We start from the raw sequence: 16579 nt of genomic DNA, 5'->3' as shown, positions 1-16579 counted from the left end.
TCGGCGGTGGGCGACCTTGTCCGGCGGCCGTGTGCCGCCAGACAACGGCCGGGGTCGGCGGCTATCTCCCTGTGACCTTCTTCTGGCCCATCAGCTCCGGCAGCGCCTTGAGGGCCTCAGCACCGGTGCCCTTTCGGGCTCGCGCCCAAGTCGACGACCTGGGTCAGCAGCGACAGGAACGGCCGCACCGTGGAAAAGCGGCATACCAGCCGGCGCCAAGATCGGCGGGAGCGCCGTGCCTATGTTCAGCCTTGCCCCTGCCGCCCGAAACGCCTCACCACGATCCCCAGCGCTTGCCTCTGGCCTGCTTGCCGTCTACGCCGCCTCGGCCAAGGCGGTGAAGTCGATCGCGGGTAGGTCGGGGTCGAAGTCGTCGGGGCGCAGGCGCAGTACGTCGGTGGCATACAGCCCGAACCGGCTGATGTGCGCGGTCAGATAGGGCGACGGCTGCGCGGCGGTGATCTCCTTGCCCTGCTCGGGCTGCCAGCCCTCGGCCAGCAGCTGGCGCAGCACATCGGTCATGTCCAGCGCCGTGTGGAAGATCACGCAGTTGGCCAGCAACGAGTTGAGCTTCATCAACCTCGCCGTTCAACCCTTCAAGATCATCCCAATGTGGGTTTTGGGCTTATGTGGGCTGACACCCATGTAAAGTCCGGTGCCATGCGTCCGAGGTCCTTGATCGTGCCATTACTCGTCGGCGTGCTCGCCAGCGCCGCGTTCAGCGGGACGGCCAGCGCCGCGTCGGCCCCGGCCGTGCTGACCAAGAACCCGCTGTACAAGGCGGGCAAGTTCGCGCTCAAGACCTGCGAGGAGCCGTATGCGGACAGCGCCGACGTCGAGGTGTTCCGGCGCTATGTCGAAGAGGTCTCCCTCTGTCTGGACAAGGCGTGGGGGCCGCTGCTGACGAAGGCAGGTCTGCGGTACACCAAACCCAAGGTGGTGTTGTCGTACGGCGAGCGGGTCAAGACCTCCTGCGGCATCTACGCGCCCGACGCCACTGACAGCGTCTACTGCACGAACACCAAGACCGTCCACATGATGGTCAGCGACTACGGGCTTAAGGGCGAGATCGACAAGCCACAACTGCTGGAGGCCCTCAGCGCGGGCTATGCCATCCATGTCCAGAACGTCGCGGGCATCATGAACGCCGTGGCCAAGACCATGAAGAAGCTGTCCAAGCGGGACGCGCTGGCCCTTCAGTCCAGATACACGCTGCAGACGCTCTGCTTCTCCGGGGCGTTCACCGGCAGTGTCTGGGATTCGCTCGGCCACACGCGCGAGCACGGCCAGGACTACTACATCGATCGGCACGTTATCGACGGCAATTTCGCCGGCTTCGGCAAAGCGTCCAATCGTGTCTACTGGATCAGGCGGGGGTTCGAGTCCGAGTCGCCGTCCGTCTGCAACACCTTCACGGCTCCGGCCGCCAGGGTGAAATAGCGCGCGCCCAGGGGGAGGACGCGCCGCGCGGCCGTGATCAGCCTCTTACCGGCGTGAGCCCGTAGATGCTCAAGGCCTAAAGACGATCTCCCCCCGGTGGCGCCTGCATCCGACTGAACCAGGGCTCCGAGAGCGATCAGTATGTTCCCCGTCACTCAAAATGGTGATCCAGGAAGCCTCTGTGGCCGCGCTGGTCATGACCTTCGTGCTGAAGTGGCCGATGCTGGGCCTCTGCGCAGTGCTGCTGCCGTGAATCCCAGCGCCTGACAGCGCGACCGCCTCCACCTGCAGCGGCCACGCCTTCCGTCTGGTTACGCAACGTGTTCGAATGGGCACGGCAGCAGTGTCCGGTATGGGCGGCGATGAGAGGTGCCAAGATGGCCGTGGCAGGGACGAAAGCCCTGGCTGCACTATCGGCGGCCGCAGTGCTGGCAACTGCATGCTCCACAATCGGAGGCGATGCACGGACCGTCACTCGGGTCGACGCCGGCCCCTTGGGCCATCCCACCGAAGGTGTTTTCGAAAGCACCTAGACACACGTCCGAGGCAACATGCTGTGAAGATCAGCCAACATGCCACACGTGACAGAAAAGATCATCTCGCTCTGACCTGCGAGAAGAGGCCAACAACCCAAGATAACGATTGCCCGTGGTCCCCATCTAGCGATTGGCACTCCCCGAGGGTTCGATGGGACACGCCGCCGGCGCTGATCGAGTGACTCAACCTATCCACCCCGGTCAGGATGTTGCCCCCGCGTCGAGGCCCTGAGCAGCTGGAGTGGCTGATCCTGGCCGCTCTGCCGCTGCAGGCGTTCCTGAGCGGTCTGGGTACCAAGATCGCCGATGACGGCTACCGAGGACTCCAGAAGGCCGTGCGTGCGGTCCTTGGTGGCCGCGGCTCCGTGCCTGACTCCGTCCCCGGCCGCCCAGTCGTGCTTCAGGACCCAGCCACTGGGCTGCAGATCGTTCTGGACACCGACCTTCCTGAAGAGGGTTATCAGCAACTCGTCACGCTCGATCTCACCCAGTTCGAGCTCGGGCCCGTCCGGTACGACCGCGTCCAGCGTCGTTGGCGTTCCGACCTCGACGAAGCTCGACCGCGCTGAAGTCAAAGGCAGGGGAGAGTTCGAACGCCTTCCATGGCCGATCCGCTGATGGAACGGGGGCGGGCGCGTCGACGGCACCGCCGCCTGCGCGGAGCGTGTCTGGCCGTGGCCGGACACGCTTGCGCCTGTGGCCGAACATAGCCGCCTGTGAGTCGATGGCGGGCTTGCCTCTTCGCCTACAGGGTGCGCACACTGAGCGGTGACCCCTTCCCGAAAAGAGGCGAGATCAGCAGTGAAAGCATGGATCCTGCTCGTCGGCGGTGTGCTGTTCGCCCTGCTGGGAGCGGTGTGGACGCTGCAAGGGCTGGGCGTTCTGGGCGGCAGCGTGATGAGCGGCGTCACCGCGTGGGCGGTCATCGGCCCGGTGGTGGTCATCGTCGCCCTGGTTGTCGCCGTCATTGGGGTACGGGGCTTGGCCAAGCGGCAGCCTCGCGACTGATCTACACCACGTTAAAAGAGGCTCGTCCCCCAGCGACACCGGCATGGCCGACGCTCACGGGTCATCCATCGGTGTCGACAGCGGCTTGGCTTCGCCGGCGCGCGACGCCAAGCCCCTTGAATTGATGGCTGGCAGGCGCGCGGAGCCCCCGGACGGCTACGGCCGGGTCGGGGCTCGCAGACCACAGACCTCTCGCCGCATGGACGGGCCCCACGACCTCATCCCATGCCGGGTAGGCCCACAGCCCAAGTACGGCTGGAAGGGGCAGCCGGTTGACATAAAAGCACTTAGCGAGCAACGCGACCTGCAGAAACGCTCGATCCAGCGTTATCGTGCCGCAGGGCGCCTGACTCATCCCCGAACGCCCGGACCGAAACCGGCCCTCTACGAGTGACACCGTCGCGTACGGTGACCCGCGGCGACGCCGTTCGTTTGGGCCGTGTGGCGCGATCCTTACCGGCAGGCCTACCACCACGCGGATCGCCGCCGGTCCTACGAGCTGGTCGCCTCCATCGCCGACCGACTCCGCCCGAGCGCGAAACACTAACCCGGCCTGCGGCCCTGGCCGACCGGTCGCGACCACACGTCCGAAGGCACTGCGGTGTTCTAGCCGCCGATGCTGACCGACGGTGAACGCGGTGGCACCCAGGCCGTCCCCCACCCGGCCCTGGACAACGCCGACCTGTTCCAGAGGGCGACCTGTGGACCGCAGCTTGTCTCGACGCTGTCGCGTACAACGAGAAACTCAGTACGGCCGACGTCGGCGAGCGCCGCGACGATCGACAGACACGCCGTCAGAGCGGTCAGTCCGGTTTTACGGATCAACGACCTACATACCTCGTCGAGCATGGCGGACGCCGCGACCGCCCGGTCCCCCAGCCGGGAGGCGACGGCCAGGGCGAGCCCGTCGGCGCGCAGTGCCCTGAGAGCCTGGCCAAGATGGGCCAGGTCAGGCTTGTTCATCTGTCGGTCCGGGCGTCGGAGGGCGGCTACTGGCGGCGCAGCTTGTTGGCGTAGTCGGCGATCCGGATGGCCAACTCGGTGACGTCGGCATCGTCGGTGTGGAACACGGTGGGGATGAGGGTGCGTGCCCGGGCGGCGTCCGCCATGGCGTCTTCGACCTCGTCCGGCCTGTCACCGCGTGCTCGCAGCCGCCGCAGTCGTTCGGTGTCGCTGCAGTCCAGGAGGGCGCAGTGGACGTCGCCGGTCCATCGCCCGCCCGGTGCGAGCTCGTCGGCGTCGGGGACGGGGCACAGCAGGAGGACGGGATGGCCGGCTCGCCGGACCACGGTGACGATGCGGGTCCACATGCGGTCGTAGACGGGCCAGACGGGTGCGGCGTCCATCGTCGCGATCGGTACGCCGATGAGCCTGCCGTCCTCGAGAAGCTCGTCCATGTCCATGACGACCAGCCCGTCGGCGGCCTTCAGCAGGTGTGGCAGCAGCGTGCTCTTCCCCGACCCCGGAGCGCCGGCGAGCAGAACCAAGATCCCTTCATCCACCGGTTGATCATACGGGCCGTGCATCGTTACTCACCGTTGACATGAAGTGACCGGTACGGCGCTCTGCGAACTGCTGGAGCATGCTGTCGATCCGTCCCAGCCGTATTCCGAGGTACCCCCTCCCCTGGCGCCGGACAGACGCCGAATGGACTGACCGGCTCCCACCCAGCTGACGTGCGCTTCGCTCCCGGCGTCGCAGGGCCAGGACGCAGGCCCTGCGACGCCGATGAGTCACCCTCTATCCATCTCGCAGGGCATGATCAGGGTGTGCCGAACCAGCCGGAGAGTGCTTCGCGCAGCGCGGGCGCGGCGGTGCCGGTGGGTTCGTCGATGGTCGCCGCCCAGGCGATGTGGGCGTCCGGGCGGATCAGCAGGGCGTCGGCCGGCCGAGCGTCGGTCTTGGCGGTGTGGATGTCGACGCGATGCCGCCAGTCCTGGGCCGTTTCGCGCAGGTCCGAGCGGTCCGCGAGGTCGAGGAGGATCGGCCGGGCGGGGTGCAGGAGTTCGGCGACGCTGGTCTTGCCCTCGCCGGTGTGCAGGGTGAGGTCGGGGGCGAAGCCGCCGGCGAGGGGATGGTGGTCGGAGCCGGGCATCGGGTAGCGGATGTCGGTGCCGGCGACCAGCGCTCCCATGCGGCGCAGCGGCTGCTCGTCGGCGAGGAGTTCCTGGAAGACCTCCCGCAGTGCTTCGGCGGCCACGTCGTGCCCGCGCCGTAGTGCCACCTGGGCTCGGGTGTGCAGCATGGTACGGGCGCCGGCGAGGTGGCGTTCGCTGTGGTAGGTGTCCAGCAGGCCGGTCGGCGCCCAGCCGTGGAGGTCGGCGGCCAGTTTCCAGGCCAGGTTGACCGCATCCAGCATGCCGGCATTGAGCGCCACCCCGGTGGCGGGGAACAGGTGCGCCGCATCGCCGGCCAGCAGGATCCGCCCCTCACGGTAGCGCTCGGCCTGCCGGGCCTTGAAGGTGAAGCGCGACAGCCGGTGCGCCTCCCCCACGGGCAGCTCCACGCCGAGCACGCGACGGACGCTGTCCTGCAGTTCGGCGACCGTCATCGGGACGTCGTCGTCGTACTCGGTGCTCTCGTCCTCGATGGTGTAGAGCGAGACGCTCTGGGACCCGGGCGAGGAGCCGACGCCGAACAGGCCATGGTCGGTCCGGGTGAAACCCGCGCGGACAGCGCCGTAGCCGGGCACGTCGAGATCGCCGTTGCCGAGCACGGTCACCTTCTCGGGCAAGGTGACCTGGGCCAGCCGGTTGACCTCCGGATAGATGGTGCCGGGAAAGCCGATGCCGGCCCAGTCGCGGACCCGGCTGCGCGCGCCGTCACACCCCACCAGGTAGCGGGCGATCACCCGGTACGGCCCGTCCGGGCCGTGCACGTCCACGCTCACCGCGGCCTCGTCCTGGCTCACCCCGGCCACCTCGTGCCCGCGGCGGACGTCGACGCCGAGCTCGCCGGCGCGTTCGTCGAGCAGCCGCTCAAGCAGCTGTTGCGGGAGCGGCAGGGCGTGCAGCGGGGGATCTGCCAGCTGGGTGAAGTCCAGGTGCACACCGCCGAAGGGGAAGCGAGGAGCCGGAACAGGGCCGGTGCAGGCCGCTTCGAATCGTTCCAGCAGGCCCCGGTAACGCAGCAGCTCCAGGATCTGCCCGCCGAGGCCACCGGCCTTCGGGGTGTCCCGGCGCTGCGGATGCCGCTCCAGCACCAGCGGACGTACCCCGGCCAAGCGCAGCTCGGCGGCCAGCATCAGGCCGGTCGGACCGGCGCCCACAATGATCACATCGGTGTTCATCACCGGGTGACTCCCTCACAATTCGTCGTTGTCAGTAACACACGCATCTCGTTACTCCCTGTTTCCGCAGGTTCTGGCCTCGGCTGACGATCTCCTGGACGTTCTGGACGATTCAGCTTTCGACGTCGTCGGCGACGGTGGAGGTCGGGGTGCTGAGGATGCCGTCGAACGCGTCGAGGACGGGGGTGTGTAAGTAGGCGCTTTGTATCCGGATGCGATCGGGACCCGGGGCAACGGCCTCTCGGCGTGCCCGGCGGAGGTCGGCGATGCTGAGCCCCAGGCCGGCATCCGCGAAGGCGGCTTCGACGCTTCCCGGCTCGGGCGCCTCCAACGCCGTGTCGTCGATGGCGAAACCGAAGCGCGCGTTCTCGTCGGGGCGCATATCGGCTGTGTGCCCGGTGGTGCTCGTCAGGCCGAGGGCGAAGTACTCGTCGCCGAGAACGCGCTGCAGGTGCTGTCCCATCGGGAGCCCGGTGAGGTGACCGTTGAAGGAGATCGGCACCTTCTGGATGTGGGCGTTGTGAGCCGCCAGCACGATGCGGGTTCCAGGTTCGAGGCGCTCCAGGTGCCACAGGACCGACCCGGCCATGTAGACGTCGCGGGCCGAGGTGTCGGCCGTCAGCCCGTTTCCGGCGTACAGGCCGGCCATGGCACGGAAGCCGTAGTCGGCGTGGCAGGCGGCCTCGACGCGACGCAGGGCGATGTCATAGCTGTGCTGATCGCCGCGGGAGACGTACAGCGCTTCGACGGCGCGGAACCGGATGAGCAGGCGCATCAGGACAGCGCTGAGAGCGTCCTGCTCGGCGGTGGCCAGGCGCGTCCAGGCCGGCGCGGCCGAGGCCGCGGAGGCACCGGCGAACGACTCGGCGATCCGCATCGCCGCCTGGACCGCCGGGAGGGTTTCCGGATCGATCTCGCGGAGGTAGTCGGCGACCGGGGCCAGCGCGGGAAGCAGGGATCCACCGGCCGCCGGGATGTCGATCCCGGCGAAACGCACCGGCACCCCGGCTGTGGCGTTGTGCCGGCGCATCCAGCGCAGCGGCTCGTCGACTCCCACGGGGATCGCCTCGGCGAGATGGGCCGCCAGATCATCATCCGTCCCCTGCCCCTGGGCCCAGGCGTCAAGGGGGAAGCCTTCGCTGAAGCCGTACTCGAAGGCCAGGACGGTGAAGCCGCAGTGTTCGACCAGGAACCGCAGGATGCGCCGGCGCATGAGTGAGAACTCGTTGATGAAGTGGGAGTTCTCACCGATCGCGACGACGCGGGGGTTGCCGATGATGTCGCGTACCGGCTCCAGATCGTCGAGCGGCGCCTCAGGGTCGAGGTGGGTGAGCGGGACGGCCTGGCCGCGAAGCCAGCCGGCGAACGGGTTGGGATGGGACGAAGCAGGCATGCCGATAGCTCGATTCCGAAGTGCTGGAACTGTGAAACGGAGGTCAGATGTCGCAACCGCGAGCCAAGGTCCGGCTCGAGTGATCTCACAACGTGTAGACCAGCGTGAGCACCTGGAACTCGCGCTCCATCGCCCGCCCGGCGATCCCGGCGAGCTCTCCCGTCCCGGAGTACGGGACGATGCTCCCTTCGCTGCTCTGTTCGGCTCCATCGGCCAGCCCCCAGTGCTGGATGACAAAGGTGCCCTGGCGGCCGTCGAGCGTGCCTTCGATGCGCTCCGAGGCGACGTAGCCACCGCCGGCGCCGCCTTGGGCCGTCAGCACCTCGGCGACACCCGTTCCTTCGATCACGCCCTGGTAGCGCTTCCGGATCGTGACCCGGGTCAGCTTGGGCCCCTCGGCGTGCTCGCCATACACCCTCTCGTCGAACTCAACGATCTCGAACTCCGCCTTGACGGTGCGCTCCACCTGCGGGTCAGTCATGATGGCTGGCCGGTGCCGGAGCGGGCGCCGCGTTCTGCAGGTCGTCGATGCCGCCGGACATGATCGTGCGGATGTGCTCGCTGACGTGCTGGAGCGGCCAGTCCCACCAGGCCAGAGCGAGGAGACGGTCGATGTCGGCGTCGCTGTAGCGGCGGCGGATGAGTTTGGCGGGGTTTCCGCCGACGATGCCGTAGTCAGGGACGTCGTCGACGACGACGGAACCGGAGGCGATGATCGCTCCGTGGCCGATGCGGACGCCGGGCATCACCGTGGTCCGGTAGCCGAGCCAGACGTCGTGGCCGACCACGGTGTCACCCCGTACGGGCAGGCCGGTGATGAGGTCGAAGTGCTCGGCCCAGGAGCCGCCCATGATCGGGAAAGGGAACGTCGAGGGCCCGTCCATGCGGTGGTTGGCGCCGTTCATGATGAATCGCACCCCCTCCCCCAGCGCGCAGAACTTCCCGATGACCAGCTTTTCCGGCCCGTAGTGGTACAGCACGTTGCGGGTCTCGAAGGCGGTCGGATCGTCCGGGTCGTCGTAGTAGGAGAACTCTCCGACCTCGATCAGCGGCGAGGTGACAAGAGGCCTCAGCAGCACCACCCGCGGCTGCTCGGGCATGGGATGCACCACGGTCGGGTCGGCAGGAATGGGCATCAAAAATCGTCTTCTTTCCGAAAGCGGCTCTTATCGGTACGGTACGCACCGTTCCGATAGGATGATGTCCATGAAGGCTTCTGGTGTCAAGTACGGCACGTTCCGTACCGATAAGGTGTCGGCATGACCGACACGCCCCATCGCCGCGGCGCCGACCGGACCGAGGCCATCATGCGGACCACGCTGGAGCTCGGCCAGGAGATCGGCTACGCCAAACTGAGCATTGAAGCGGTCGCCGCCCGTGCGGGCGCGAGCAAGCAGACCATCTACCGCCGATGGTCGTCCAAGGGCGCCCTGCTGCTCGACTCGCTGTTGTCGCTGAACGAGCCTGGCCTCGACTATCCCGACACCGGCGACATCGTCGCCGACCTGCGCGCGCAGATCGGCGCGGCCGTCGACCTGCTGGCCACGCCACCCTTCGGCCCCTTGTACAAGGCCCTGATCGGCGAGGCCCAGCACAATCCCGAGGTCGCCGCCGCACTCAACGAGCGCTTCATCACCCCGCAGGCGGACAAGACCGTCGCCCGGTTGAAGGCGGCCCGCGACCAGGGCCAGCTGTCGCGCGGCTTCGACCTCGACCTGGCGATGGCGATCCTGTCCGGCCCGCTGTACTTCCAGCTCCTGATCACTCAGGAACAACTGACCCATGAGTACGTCGACCGGATCCTCGACGCTCTCTTCACCGGGATGGGGCCCTCGCCAGGCTCGTCGGTTTCATGAGCGCCGGGGAGCCCGCTACGGGAGGTCGACGCCGGCCGAGCGCATCCTTGCCTCGAACAGCTCATCCAGCCGAGCCCAGGCCGGCTTCTGCTCCTGTCCGTGGTGGCTGAGCAGGCTGTAGCGAATCGCGCCGTCGGCGCGGGCCCGGAGCCCGGCCGGGATCGGCAGCAGCGAGGAAGTGGTCGGCCGTGGCGGTGGCGAGTTCGTCGATCCGGGGGTCGTCCGGCTCCCACTCGGCGGCACACCACAGGCGCTTGACCAAGGAGACGTACCGAGGGTCGTCGAGGGCGCGCTCGACCTTGGTGACATAGTCGTCGAAGCCCTCCGGCACCAGGGCCCTGATCAGCACCAGGCCCTCCCGGGCCATCGTCACGTCGTCCGGGGTGAAGCCCAGCTCGGCGGCCACCCTGTCCAGCTTCGCGAGAACGCGGTCGGGCAGCAGGGCCCGGTCGCCGGTGGCGAGCCGGCGCAGCGTGTCGCGCCGCGCGATCAGATCGTCGATCCGGTCGGTGAGGCGCCGTCCGACGTCGACGAGCGCGGCGGCGAACCGGTCAGGGTCGGCGTCGAGTATCGCCCCGATCTCGGCCAGCGGCACTCCGGCGGCGGCCAGCGTCCGGATCTGGACCAGCCGCAGCAGGTCGGCCGATCCGTAGCGGCGGTAGCCGGAGCTGTCGCGGCGGGGTTCGTCGATCAGGCCGTGCTTGTGGTGGTGCCGGATGGTTTTCACCGTGACGCCGGCGAATGCCGCCGCCTGGCCGATCGTGACGCCCGCGTCTCGGCTCGCCTTCCCCCGCTAGGGACGGAGCACGATCTTGCCGTGAGTGTGCCGCTGTTCCAGCTCGCGGAACGCGTCCCGTACCTGCTCCAGTGGGTAGGCGCGGGCGATCGGCACCTCGAGCTCCCCGCGCGCGGCGAGCCGGGCCAGCTCGCCGACCACGACCGCGCACGCCGCGGCGCCTTCTCCGTCTGTACGCGCACCGACCTTGGCCGCGGCCTGCCAGTCGCGGATCGTGTTGATCCGCTCGGGCCGCACGCCCAACTCCACTGCCAGCTCCACGTAGCCGTCGCCGAACGTGTCGATGAACGCGTCGACCTTCCCGCCGCAGGCTCCCCGGATCCGCTCGGCCACACCCTCCCCGTACGCGACCGGAACGACACCGCGATCCTTCAGCCAAGCGTGGTTCGGCTCGCTCGCCAGCCCGATGACCGTGGCGCCGCACCGCCGCGCGAGCTGCACCGCAAGGGACCCGACGCCGCCCGCCGCACCGGACACGACGACCGTGTCGCCCGGTCCGGGGTCGACCGCGAACACGGTGGCGTACGCCGTCGTGCCGGCCACGTACAACGACCCTGCCACCTCCCAGGACAGCCCCTTCGGACGCGGGGTCAGCTGCACATCGTCCACCACGACGAACTCCGCGTGGCTCGCCCTCTTGTGAGTGAAGCCGAGGACCTCGTCGCCCACCGCGACGCCGCGCACCTCCGGACCGACCTCCACCACGATGCCGGCCAGATCACTGCCCTGCCCGGAGGGGAACGTCGCCGGCCAGCGCTCGTGCCGCGCGCCCTGCCGGATCATCACCTCGCCGGGCTGGATCCCGGCCGCACGGACCTCGACCAGCACCTGCCCGGGGCCGGGCACCGGACGCTCCACCTCCTCCACCCGCAGGACATCGATCCCGCCGTACTCGTGGAACCGCACCGCCTTCATCGCCTGATCACCGCTCTTCCTCGTTCGGACGGGCCTTCACACTGCCATCGCCCTCGATGGCCGAGGAACGGAGCGGTCTTCCTAGGACCGACGCTCCGATGATGCGGTTGACCCCGCTTAGGGAGGCTGCGCGTGCTCGGCCCCAGCACCGACACGACTCGGGCAGGGACGAGAGGGCAGGCGTTCCAGGTCGCGCGGGCGCTGGCCGGCGGCCGTGGCCCGGGCCGCGGAGCGGCTGGGCGTGGCGCCAGGCGTCGCAGTGCCGCGTGGGCGGGTGGGCCCCACGTGGCCTTGCCGCCTGGCCGACCGCGGACGCCGGCTTCGCCGATGAGGATGCCGCCAAGGGCGCGTCGCACCGCCCATCCGCGAGCACGGCGCAGGGCCGCGGCGTCCAGGGCCGGCCGGTAAGCGGAATGGAAGAGATCGGCGGTGCCGTCCGGCAGCAGGCTCCAAGCTGCGGCGAGGTCGCCGGCCGGATCGCGCGCGAAGAGGTCGCCGAAATCGATCACGCCGCAGATCGTGCCGTCAGCGGTGAGGACGTTGACCGGATGCAGGTCGCCATGGTTGAAGATGGTCGACACCGCGACGTCCGACCTAGGAAATGTGCTGATTCTGTGCCGCTGCCCGATCTAGGGTGCGGGCATGTCGTACGTGCTGCGCGGTGTTGTCGGTGACTTCGACCATCTCCGGTTCCTGTCGGACGATGTGCCGCGGGCTGTGGTGGTGCCGCTTCGGCAACGCTTGGGGCTGCTGCCGGTTACCGACGAGGTTTTCAACGAGCTGACCGACGCACGGCGGGAGGCCGGGCCGTTCACGCTCATGTCCCCGGCGTTCGCCGAGAGGCTGGAGGACTGGTCACGCGGCGGTCGAGTCGCTTACGTGGAGGCGGACTTCTGGGGTGGTGACGGCAGCCAGACCGCTGCCCTGTGGGAGAACGGCCGTCAGACCTGGGGTCCCGAGCACGCCTGGATCCCTGCGGCTGCGGGACCGTGCGAGGACTGGCCGATCAACGCCATGCTCGCGCGCCTCGGAGCGGTCGGGACGGCTGCGCTGGACCTCTTCGACGCGGTCGGCTTCGGGCAGGAGCGCGACATGGAGGGGTGGCGCCGGGCGGGCGTGCGTGCCCTGGACGCCGCCGACTACGACGCCTGGGAGGCGGCGCGCCGGGCGAAGGAGGAGGCCGATGCCCGCGCCGCCGCCGAACGTGACAGGTATGTCAGGCGTGACGATGTCCCCGTCGTACTCGACGGCAGGGCGGTGATGGAGGTGCTCGGCATCCCGTCGTCCCCGCTGGTGGGGGCCGCGATCCGGCATCTTCAGGAGGTTCACCTGGAACGCGGCTCCCTTACCCCCGACGAGGCCGCCAACGAGCTTCGCCGCTGGGCCCAGAGCCTGTGAAGTGCTCGATGAGGTCAGAGCAGCCGCATCCCCGCCGGGCCCGGCCCGGTCCCACCGATGCGCCCGCTGACCAGGCCAGCCCCCGGCGCCGACATCGGTTCCGCCATCGATACTGGACCCCAGCTCCGGCGCCCATCCGGGTCCGTCCGAGCGCTGACCGTCCCCGTCCGGCGACGTGTCCGGAATCGGCCGCGCCCGGTCCGCGAAACTGGCGGGCCGGCTAGTAGGCACCACCGGGACGCCCTACGACATTGGTCCGCATGAAGAGAGACAGCCCGAAACGGGGAAGCGGGAGCCGGTCCCCCAAGAGGACCAAAAAGGCGGCAGGCGAGCAGAGCGAGCCCATCCGTGCCCTGGTCAAGACCAAGCGGGACGCACTGCCTGTGAACGCACCGCCGCCGAGCACCCTGGCGGGACTGATGTCGTTCAGGGATGTGTCCGAGTCACATCTCCTGCCTTTTCTCGATATGAATGACCTCTTCGAGCTGGCCGCGACGAACAGCTCTTTTCTGGTCAAGGTGGCCGACTTCGTGTTCAACCCCGCCTCCGCGGGCCCCGGCAGGAGCTTACGGATCCCGCCGCCCTCCCTGGCGTCGATTCAGATCGCACCTGCCGCCCCCGGGAAGGCCGTTGATCTGTTCGAGGCGATCTTCGACGACCGGACGGAACGGGAAAAGGCCCTGTACTCCGCCGTGAAATATTGGCTCATCCACGTGGCCAGGCTCGGCCCCCGGGTGCCTCCTCGGCAGCTTCTGTGGACCTTGAAAGAAATGTACGGGCGCGGCCTGGACCGGCAACTCGTGACGGCCCACGATGAGAGATCCGATGAGTCTGAGGACACCGAGGTCGTCCCTGGGCTCTACGACGGTGCTCGCAAGCTCTTCGAGATAGCGGCCGACGTCGTCGCACCGACCGAGCTGGGCGAGGTCCAGCTTCCCGTGCTGGTCGCCGACCTCGCGGCGGCGAACGACCTGCCCATCGACCAGCAAACCTTCGACGAACTGCACGACATTATGGTCGACCTGCCCATCTGGAACAGGAATCGGGACGACCCGCTGTTCGAGGACCGGATGAACAAGCACGCAGAAGAAGCGGAAACGAAGGAGCAGCAGTGACCGGTGACCCGGTGGCCATCGCCGAGGCCGTACGCGGGAGGCTGCGTAGCAAGATCGACCTGTCCAGGGGCTGGGTGACCGCCGCCGGGCACGGCGGCCTGGACGCCGTCTATCGCCGCGGCGCCCGGCGTGACCCGCTGCCCGAGCAGGCCGGCGCCGAACCGCTGGCCTGGGCGCTGGCCCATCTGCGTGACGCCGGTGAATGCCTGGGCACCCTGAACGGCTTCCCGGCCGACGGCGCCTCCGCGCCCGTCAGAAAGGTGAGCGCGGCGATACCGCAGGCCGTCACCGCGCTGAGCCAGGCGTACGACGCCTGCCAGGACCTCGCCACGTCACCACCGCAGACCGACGCCAGGACCAAGCGGCACGCCGACGTCAGCCGGCGGCTGGACTCCATCATCAAGACCCTGGAGGACCTGCAACTCGAATGCGAGGACCTGCGCGCGAACTTCGACCTCTCCGCGCACGCCCAGCAGAACAACGCCGGGCGCGCCACGGTGCCCGCGCTCAACCGCCTGGCGCAGATCATCGACCAGGCGAAACGCTGCTGTCTCAAGGCCTCGATGGCGCTGCGGGGAGTCGCGGACGAGGCCGTCCTGGGCGCGGCAGAAGGTACGAGTGCGACCCCGTACGCCTGGCCCTTGCTGCCTTATCTCGACGATCAGGAGGTGGTGCTGGCGTATTTGGACATTCCCGCCGATGAGACGCGGCGCGACGCCACCGACGCCCTTCTCGCCCAGGCCGTGCTCGACCCGGGGAGCAGGCAGCACGTCCACGAGGCCGTCCGGGCGGTCAACGCGGAGCGGACGGCCCGGACCTGACGGCCCGTCGCTCGATCCCAGCCGCTCCATGTCGTCCTGCATCGATGGCGGAACCGATGTCGGCGCTGCGGGCTCGCCTGGTCAGCGGGTGCGTCGGCGGCGGGCGGGGTCGTCCTCGGCGGTGATGCGGGGGCCTTGCGGCGCAAGTACGGTGTGGGCTTCCGTACGATCGAGAAGGCCCTGGCCTCCGGTCTGGCCACCACCCGATCACATGCTGGCGATGAGTTTGTCCACCCTCTCGTCGACGCTACGGAACGGGTCCTTGCACAGCACGGTGCGCTGCGCCTGGTCGTTGAGCTTCAGGTGCACCCAGTCGACGGTGAAGTCGCGCCGCTTCTCCTGCGCCTTGCGGATGAACTCGCCACGCAGCCGCGCCCGGGTGGTCTGCGGCGGCACCGACTTGGCCTCGAAGATCTTGATGTCGGAGGCCACCCGCTCCACCGCGCCGCGCCGCTGCAGCAGGTAGAACAGCCCGCGCTTACGGTGCACGTCGTGGTAGGCAAGGTCGAGCTGGGCCACCCGGGGCGAGGACAGCGGCAGGTCGTACTTCTTCCGGTACCGCTCGATGAGCTGGTACTTGATGACCCAGTCGATCTCCCGGGACACCGAGTCCAGGTCGCCGGTCTCCACCGCCCGCAGCGTGCGCTCCCACAGCTCCAGCACCCTCCGCGCGATCACGTCGCCGCCCCGCTGGTCCACGAAGTCCTTGGCCTTGCCCAGGTACTCCTGCTGGATCTCCAGCGACGACGCCTCACGCCCGTTGGCCAGCCGGACCCGCCGCCGCCCGGTCATGTCGTGCGAGACCTCGCGGATCGCCCGAATCGGGTTCTCCAGGCTCATGTCGCGCATCACGATCCCGGCCTCCACCATGCGCAGCACCAGGTCGGTCGCGCCGACCTTGAGCAACATCGTGGTCTCGCTCATGTTCGAGTCGCCGACGATGACGTGCAGGCGGCGGAACCGCTCGGCGTCGCCGTGCGGTTCGTCACGGGTGTTGATGATCGGCCGGGACCGGGTCGTCGCCGACGACACCCCCTCCCAGATGTGCTCGGCGCGCTGCGACACGCAGTAGACCGCCCCCCGCGGGGTCTGCAGCACCTTCCCCGCGCCGCAGATGATCTGCCGGGTGACCAGGAACGGGATCAGCACATCGGCCAGCCGCCCGAACTCCCCATGCCGGCCCACGCAGTAGTTCTCATGGCAGCCGTAAGAGTTGCCGGCCGAGTCGGTGTTGTTCTTGAACAGGTAGATGTCGCCGGCGATGCCCTCCTCGCGGAGCCGCTTCTCAGCGTCGACGAGCAGCCCCTCCAGGATCCGCTCACCGGCCTTGTCATGGGTGACCAGCTCCACGACGTTGTCGCACTCGGGGGTGGCGTACTCGGGATGGCTGCCCACGTCCAGATACAGCCGGGCGCCGTTGGGCAGGAACACGTTGCTCGACCGGCCCCAGGACACGACCCGCCGGAACAGGTAGCGCGCCACCTCGTCCGGAGACAGCCTGCGCTGACCCCGAAAGGTGCACGTGACGCCGTACTCGTTCTCCAGACCGAAGATGCGTCGATCCATTACCTCACACTATTCTCCCCGCCCGCGCGACGGGGGAGATCGTCTTTCGTCGGACCCCGCCGGGGATTGATGTGTGGGTACCCGGAAAGCCGACGACACATGCGCCACGCGGCTGGCTTGCAACGGAGTCTGGCTGGAGCACACCGCGGCCCTTGCCGGACGATCCTCGCGGACGGCTTCTCCTGCCGCACCCAGACCGCCGCCCCCGCACCGGCCGCCAGGCCCGCCACCTGGCCGAGCTCCTGGCCACGTCGCTGTCCCGCCCCGGCCCCGGCTGAGCAAAATAACAGAGCGCGTGCTCCAAAATTGTGTATCTTTGTCAACGTGTCTCGACTGTTCAGATCCTTACGCCGGGCGCCAGTCCGTACCAGAACGCTGGCGGCGCTGGCCCTGCTCACCGTCCTGGGCTCGCTGCTCACCGCGCCCGCCGCGTCCGCCACCGCGGC

General features: G+C 68.6%; 18 protein-coding genes and 1 pseudogene. 8 read left to right on the top strand and 11 right to left on the bottom strand.

Annotation, left to right across the window (positions count from 1 at the left end):
* Window positions 1-315 precede the first annotated feature (315 nt).
* Window positions 316-582 (bottom strand): annotated as a pseudogene (locus tag ACWDX9_RS15245) (Tn3 family transposase); the annotation flags it as partial.
* A gap of 99 nt (window positions 583-681) precedes the next feature.
* Between ACWDX9_RS15245 and ACWDX9_RS15240 the strand changes: the two are divergent.
* The 3 genes from ACWDX9_RS15240 to ACWDX9_RS15230 all read left to right on the top strand — a co-directional run bounded on the left by ACWDX9_RS15240 (window position 682) and on the right by ACWDX9_RS15230 (window position 2984).
* Window positions 682-1440 carry a neutral zinc metallopeptidase gene (locus ACWDX9_RS15240; protein WP_397177715.1) on the top strand — a complete coding sequence of 253 codons (759 nt, stop codon included), beginning with the start codon at window positions 682-684 and terminating at the stop codon, window positions 1438-1440.
* Window positions 1441-2182: 742 nt separating this feature from the next.
* On the top strand, window positions 2183-2545 hold the full coding sequence (locus ACWDX9_RS15235) for a hypothetical protein (RefSeq protein WP_449953696.1): 363 nt from the start codon (window positions 2183-2185) through the stop codon (window positions 2543-2545).
* Window positions 2546-2777: 232 nt separating this feature from the next.
* Entirely contained in the window at window positions 2778-2984 is a 207-nt protein-coding gene (locus ACWDX9_RS15230; protein ID WP_363973284.1) for a hypothetical protein, read from the top strand.
* A 606-nt stretch (window positions 2985-3590) separates the two neighbouring features.
* Here ACWDX9_RS15230 and ACWDX9_RS15225 read toward each other — a convergent pair.
* From ACWDX9_RS15225 to ACWDX9_RS15200, 6 genes are all read right to left on the bottom strand, one after another.
* The gene (locus tag ACWDX9_RS15225) at window positions 3591-3947 is read right to left on the bottom strand and encodes a hypothetical protein (RefSeq protein ID WP_449953693.1); all 357 of its coding nucleotides are present in this window, start codon (window positions 3945-3947) and stop codon (window positions 3591-3593) included.
* 26 nt (window positions 3948-3973) lie between these two features.
* Window positions 3974-4486 carry an AAA family ATPase gene (locus tag ACWDX9_RS15220; RefSeq protein ID WP_449953690.1) on the bottom strand — a complete coding sequence of 171 codons (513 nt, stop codon included), beginning with the start codon at window positions 4484-4486 and terminating at the stop codon, window positions 3974-3976.
* A gap of 260 nt (window positions 4487-4746) precedes the next feature.
* Complete coding sequence (locus ACWDX9_RS15215; RefSeq protein WP_449953851.1) at window positions 4747-6273, bottom strand: FAD-dependent monooxygenase; 1527 nt, start codon at window positions 6271-6273, stop codon at window positions 4747-4749.
* 112 nt (window positions 6274-6385) lie between these two features.
* Window positions 6386-7666, bottom strand: coding sequence for an erythromycin esterase family protein (locus ACWDX9_RS15210; protein WP_449953687.1), 1281 nt, complete (start codon window positions 7664-7666; stop codon window positions 6386-6388).
* Window positions 7667-7751: 85 nt separating this feature from the next.
* A complete protein-coding gene (locus tag ACWDX9_RS15205; protein WP_449953684.1) occupies window positions 7752-8132 on the bottom strand; it encodes a DUF3224 domain-containing protein in 381 nt (126 codons plus the stop codon).
* 7 nt (window positions 8133-8139) lie between these two features.
* The gene (locus ACWDX9_RS15200; protein ID WP_449953681.1) at window positions 8140-8802 is read right to left on the bottom strand and encodes a CatB-related O-acetyltransferase; all 663 of its coding nucleotides are present in this window, start codon (window positions 8800-8802) and stop codon (window positions 8140-8142) included.
* Window positions 8803-8925: 123 nt separating this feature from the next.
* Here ACWDX9_RS15200 and ACWDX9_RS15195 point away from each other — a divergent pair, with 123 nt between their 5' ends.
* Window positions 8926-9522: a TetR/AcrR family transcriptional regulator gene (locus ACWDX9_RS15195; protein WP_449953678.1), complete on the top strand. Its 597-nt coding sequence runs from the start codon at window positions 8926-8928 to the stop codon at window positions 9520-9522.
* A 61-nt stretch (window positions 9523-9583) separates the two neighbouring features.
* Here ACWDX9_RS15195 and ACWDX9_RS15190 read toward each other — a convergent pair whose 3' ends face one another.
* The 3 genes from ACWDX9_RS15190 to ACWDX9_RS15180 all read right to left on the bottom strand — a co-directional run bounded on the left by ACWDX9_RS15190 (window position 9584) and on the right by ACWDX9_RS15180 (window position 11814).
* Entirely contained in the window at window positions 9584-10249 is a 666-nt protein-coding gene (locus tag ACWDX9_RS15190; protein ID WP_449953675.1) for a MerR family transcriptional regulator, read from the bottom strand.
* A 66-nt stretch (window positions 10250-10315) separates the two neighbouring features.
* Window positions 10316-11233 (bottom strand): NADP-dependent oxidoreductase, encoded by a 918-nt coding sequence (locus ACWDX9_RS15185; protein WP_449953672.1) that lies wholly within the window; start codon window positions 11231-11233, stop codon window positions 10316-10318.
* The gene (locus ACWDX9_RS15180) at window positions 11230-11814 is read right to left on the bottom strand and encodes a phosphotransferase (RefSeq protein WP_449953670.1); all 585 of its coding nucleotides are present in this window, start codon (window positions 11812-11814) and stop codon (window positions 11230-11232) included. Before ACWDX9_RS15180 ends, ACWDX9_RS15185 begins: the two co-directional genes overlap by 4 nt.
* Window positions 11815-11875: 61 nt before the next feature.
* Between ACWDX9_RS15180 and ACWDX9_RS15175 the strand changes: the two genes are divergently transcribed.
* From ACWDX9_RS15175 to ACWDX9_RS15165, 3 genes are all read left to right on the top strand, one after another.
* Window positions 11876-12631: a hypothetical protein gene (locus ACWDX9_RS15175; RefSeq protein ID WP_449953667.1), complete on the top strand. Its 756-nt coding sequence runs from the start codon at window positions 11876-11878 to the stop codon at window positions 12629-12631.
* 260 nt (window positions 12632-12891) lie between these two features.
* Window positions 12892-13746: a hypothetical protein gene (locus ACWDX9_RS15170; protein WP_449953664.1), complete on the top strand. Its 855-nt coding sequence runs from the start codon at window positions 12892-12894 to the stop codon at window positions 13744-13746.
* On the top strand, window positions 13743-14567 hold the full coding sequence (locus ACWDX9_RS15165; RefSeq protein WP_449953662.1) for a hypothetical protein: 825 nt from the start codon (window positions 13743-13745) through the stop codon (window positions 14565-14567). Before ACWDX9_RS15170 ends, ACWDX9_RS15165 begins: the two co-directional genes overlap by 4 nt.
* A 207-nt stretch (window positions 14568-14774) precedes the next feature.
* On the opposite strand, the gene pafA is transcribed toward ACWDX9_RS15165, so the two are convergent.
* Window positions 14775-16133 carry a Pup--protein ligase gene (gene pafA / locus ACWDX9_RS15160; RefSeq protein WP_449953659.1) on the bottom strand — a complete coding sequence of 453 codons (1359 nt, stop codon included), beginning with the start codon at window positions 16131-16133 and terminating at the stop codon, window positions 14775-14777.
* A 152-nt stretch (window positions 16134-16285) separates the two neighbouring features.
* Here pafA and ACWDX9_RS15155 point away from each other — a divergent pair, with 152 nt between their 5' ends.
* Complete coding sequence (locus ACWDX9_RS15155) at window positions 16286-16411, top strand: hypothetical protein (RefSeq protein WP_449953657.1); 126 nt, start codon at window positions 16286-16288, stop codon at window positions 16409-16411.
* Window positions 16412-16579: the final 168 nt, after the last annotated feature.

The organism is Nonomuraea sp. NPDC003201 (genome assembly GCF_053590415.1).
The sequence above is the reverse complement of the archived record's forward strand: the minus strand, read 5'-3'. Positions and strand labels throughout refer to the sequence as shown.

Excerpts from the sequence above, each read along its gene's own strand:
- ACWDX9_RS15215 (WP_449953851.1), bottom strand. The coding sequence starts at position 6,273 with ATGAACACCGATGTGATCATTGTGGGCGCCGGTCCGACCGGCCTGATG.
- ACWDX9_RS15185 (WP_449953672.1), bottom strand. The coding sequence starts at position 11,233 with ATGAAGGCGGTGCGGTTCCACGAGTACGGCGGGATCGATGTCCTGCGG.
- ACWDX9_RS15195 (WP_449953678.1), top strand. The coding sequence starts at position 8,926 with ATGACCGACACGCCCCATCGCCGCGGCGCCGACCGGACCGAGGCCATC.
- pafA (WP_449953659.1), bottom strand. The coding sequence starts at position 16,133 with ATGGATCGACGCATCTTCGGTCTGGAGAACGAGTACGGCGTCACGTGC.
- ACWDX9_RS15235 (WP_449953696.1), top strand. The coding sequence starts at position 2,183 with ATGTTGCCCCCGCGTCGAGGCCCTGAGCAGCTGGAGTGGCTGATCCTG.
- ACWDX9_RS15200 (WP_449953681.1), bottom strand. The coding sequence starts at position 8,802 with ATGCCCATTCCTGCCGACCCGACCGTGGTGCATCCCATGCCCGAGCAG.
- ACWDX9_RS15210 (WP_449953687.1), bottom strand. The coding sequence starts at position 7,666 with ATGCCTGCTTCGTCCCATCCCAACCCGTTCGCCGGCTGGCTTCGCGGC.
- ACWDX9_RS15175 (WP_449953667.1), top strand. The coding sequence starts at position 11,876 with ATGTCGTACGTGCTGCGCGGTGTTGTCGGTGACTTCGACCATCTCCGG.
- ACWDX9_RS15170 (WP_449953664.1), top strand. The coding sequence starts at position 12,892 with ATGAAGAGAGACAGCCCGAAACGGGGAAGCGGGAGCCGGTCCCCCAAG.
- ACWDX9_RS15225 (WP_449953693.1), bottom strand. The coding sequence starts at position 3,947 with ATGAACAAGCCTGACCTGGCCCATCTTGGCCAGGCTCTCAGGGCACTG.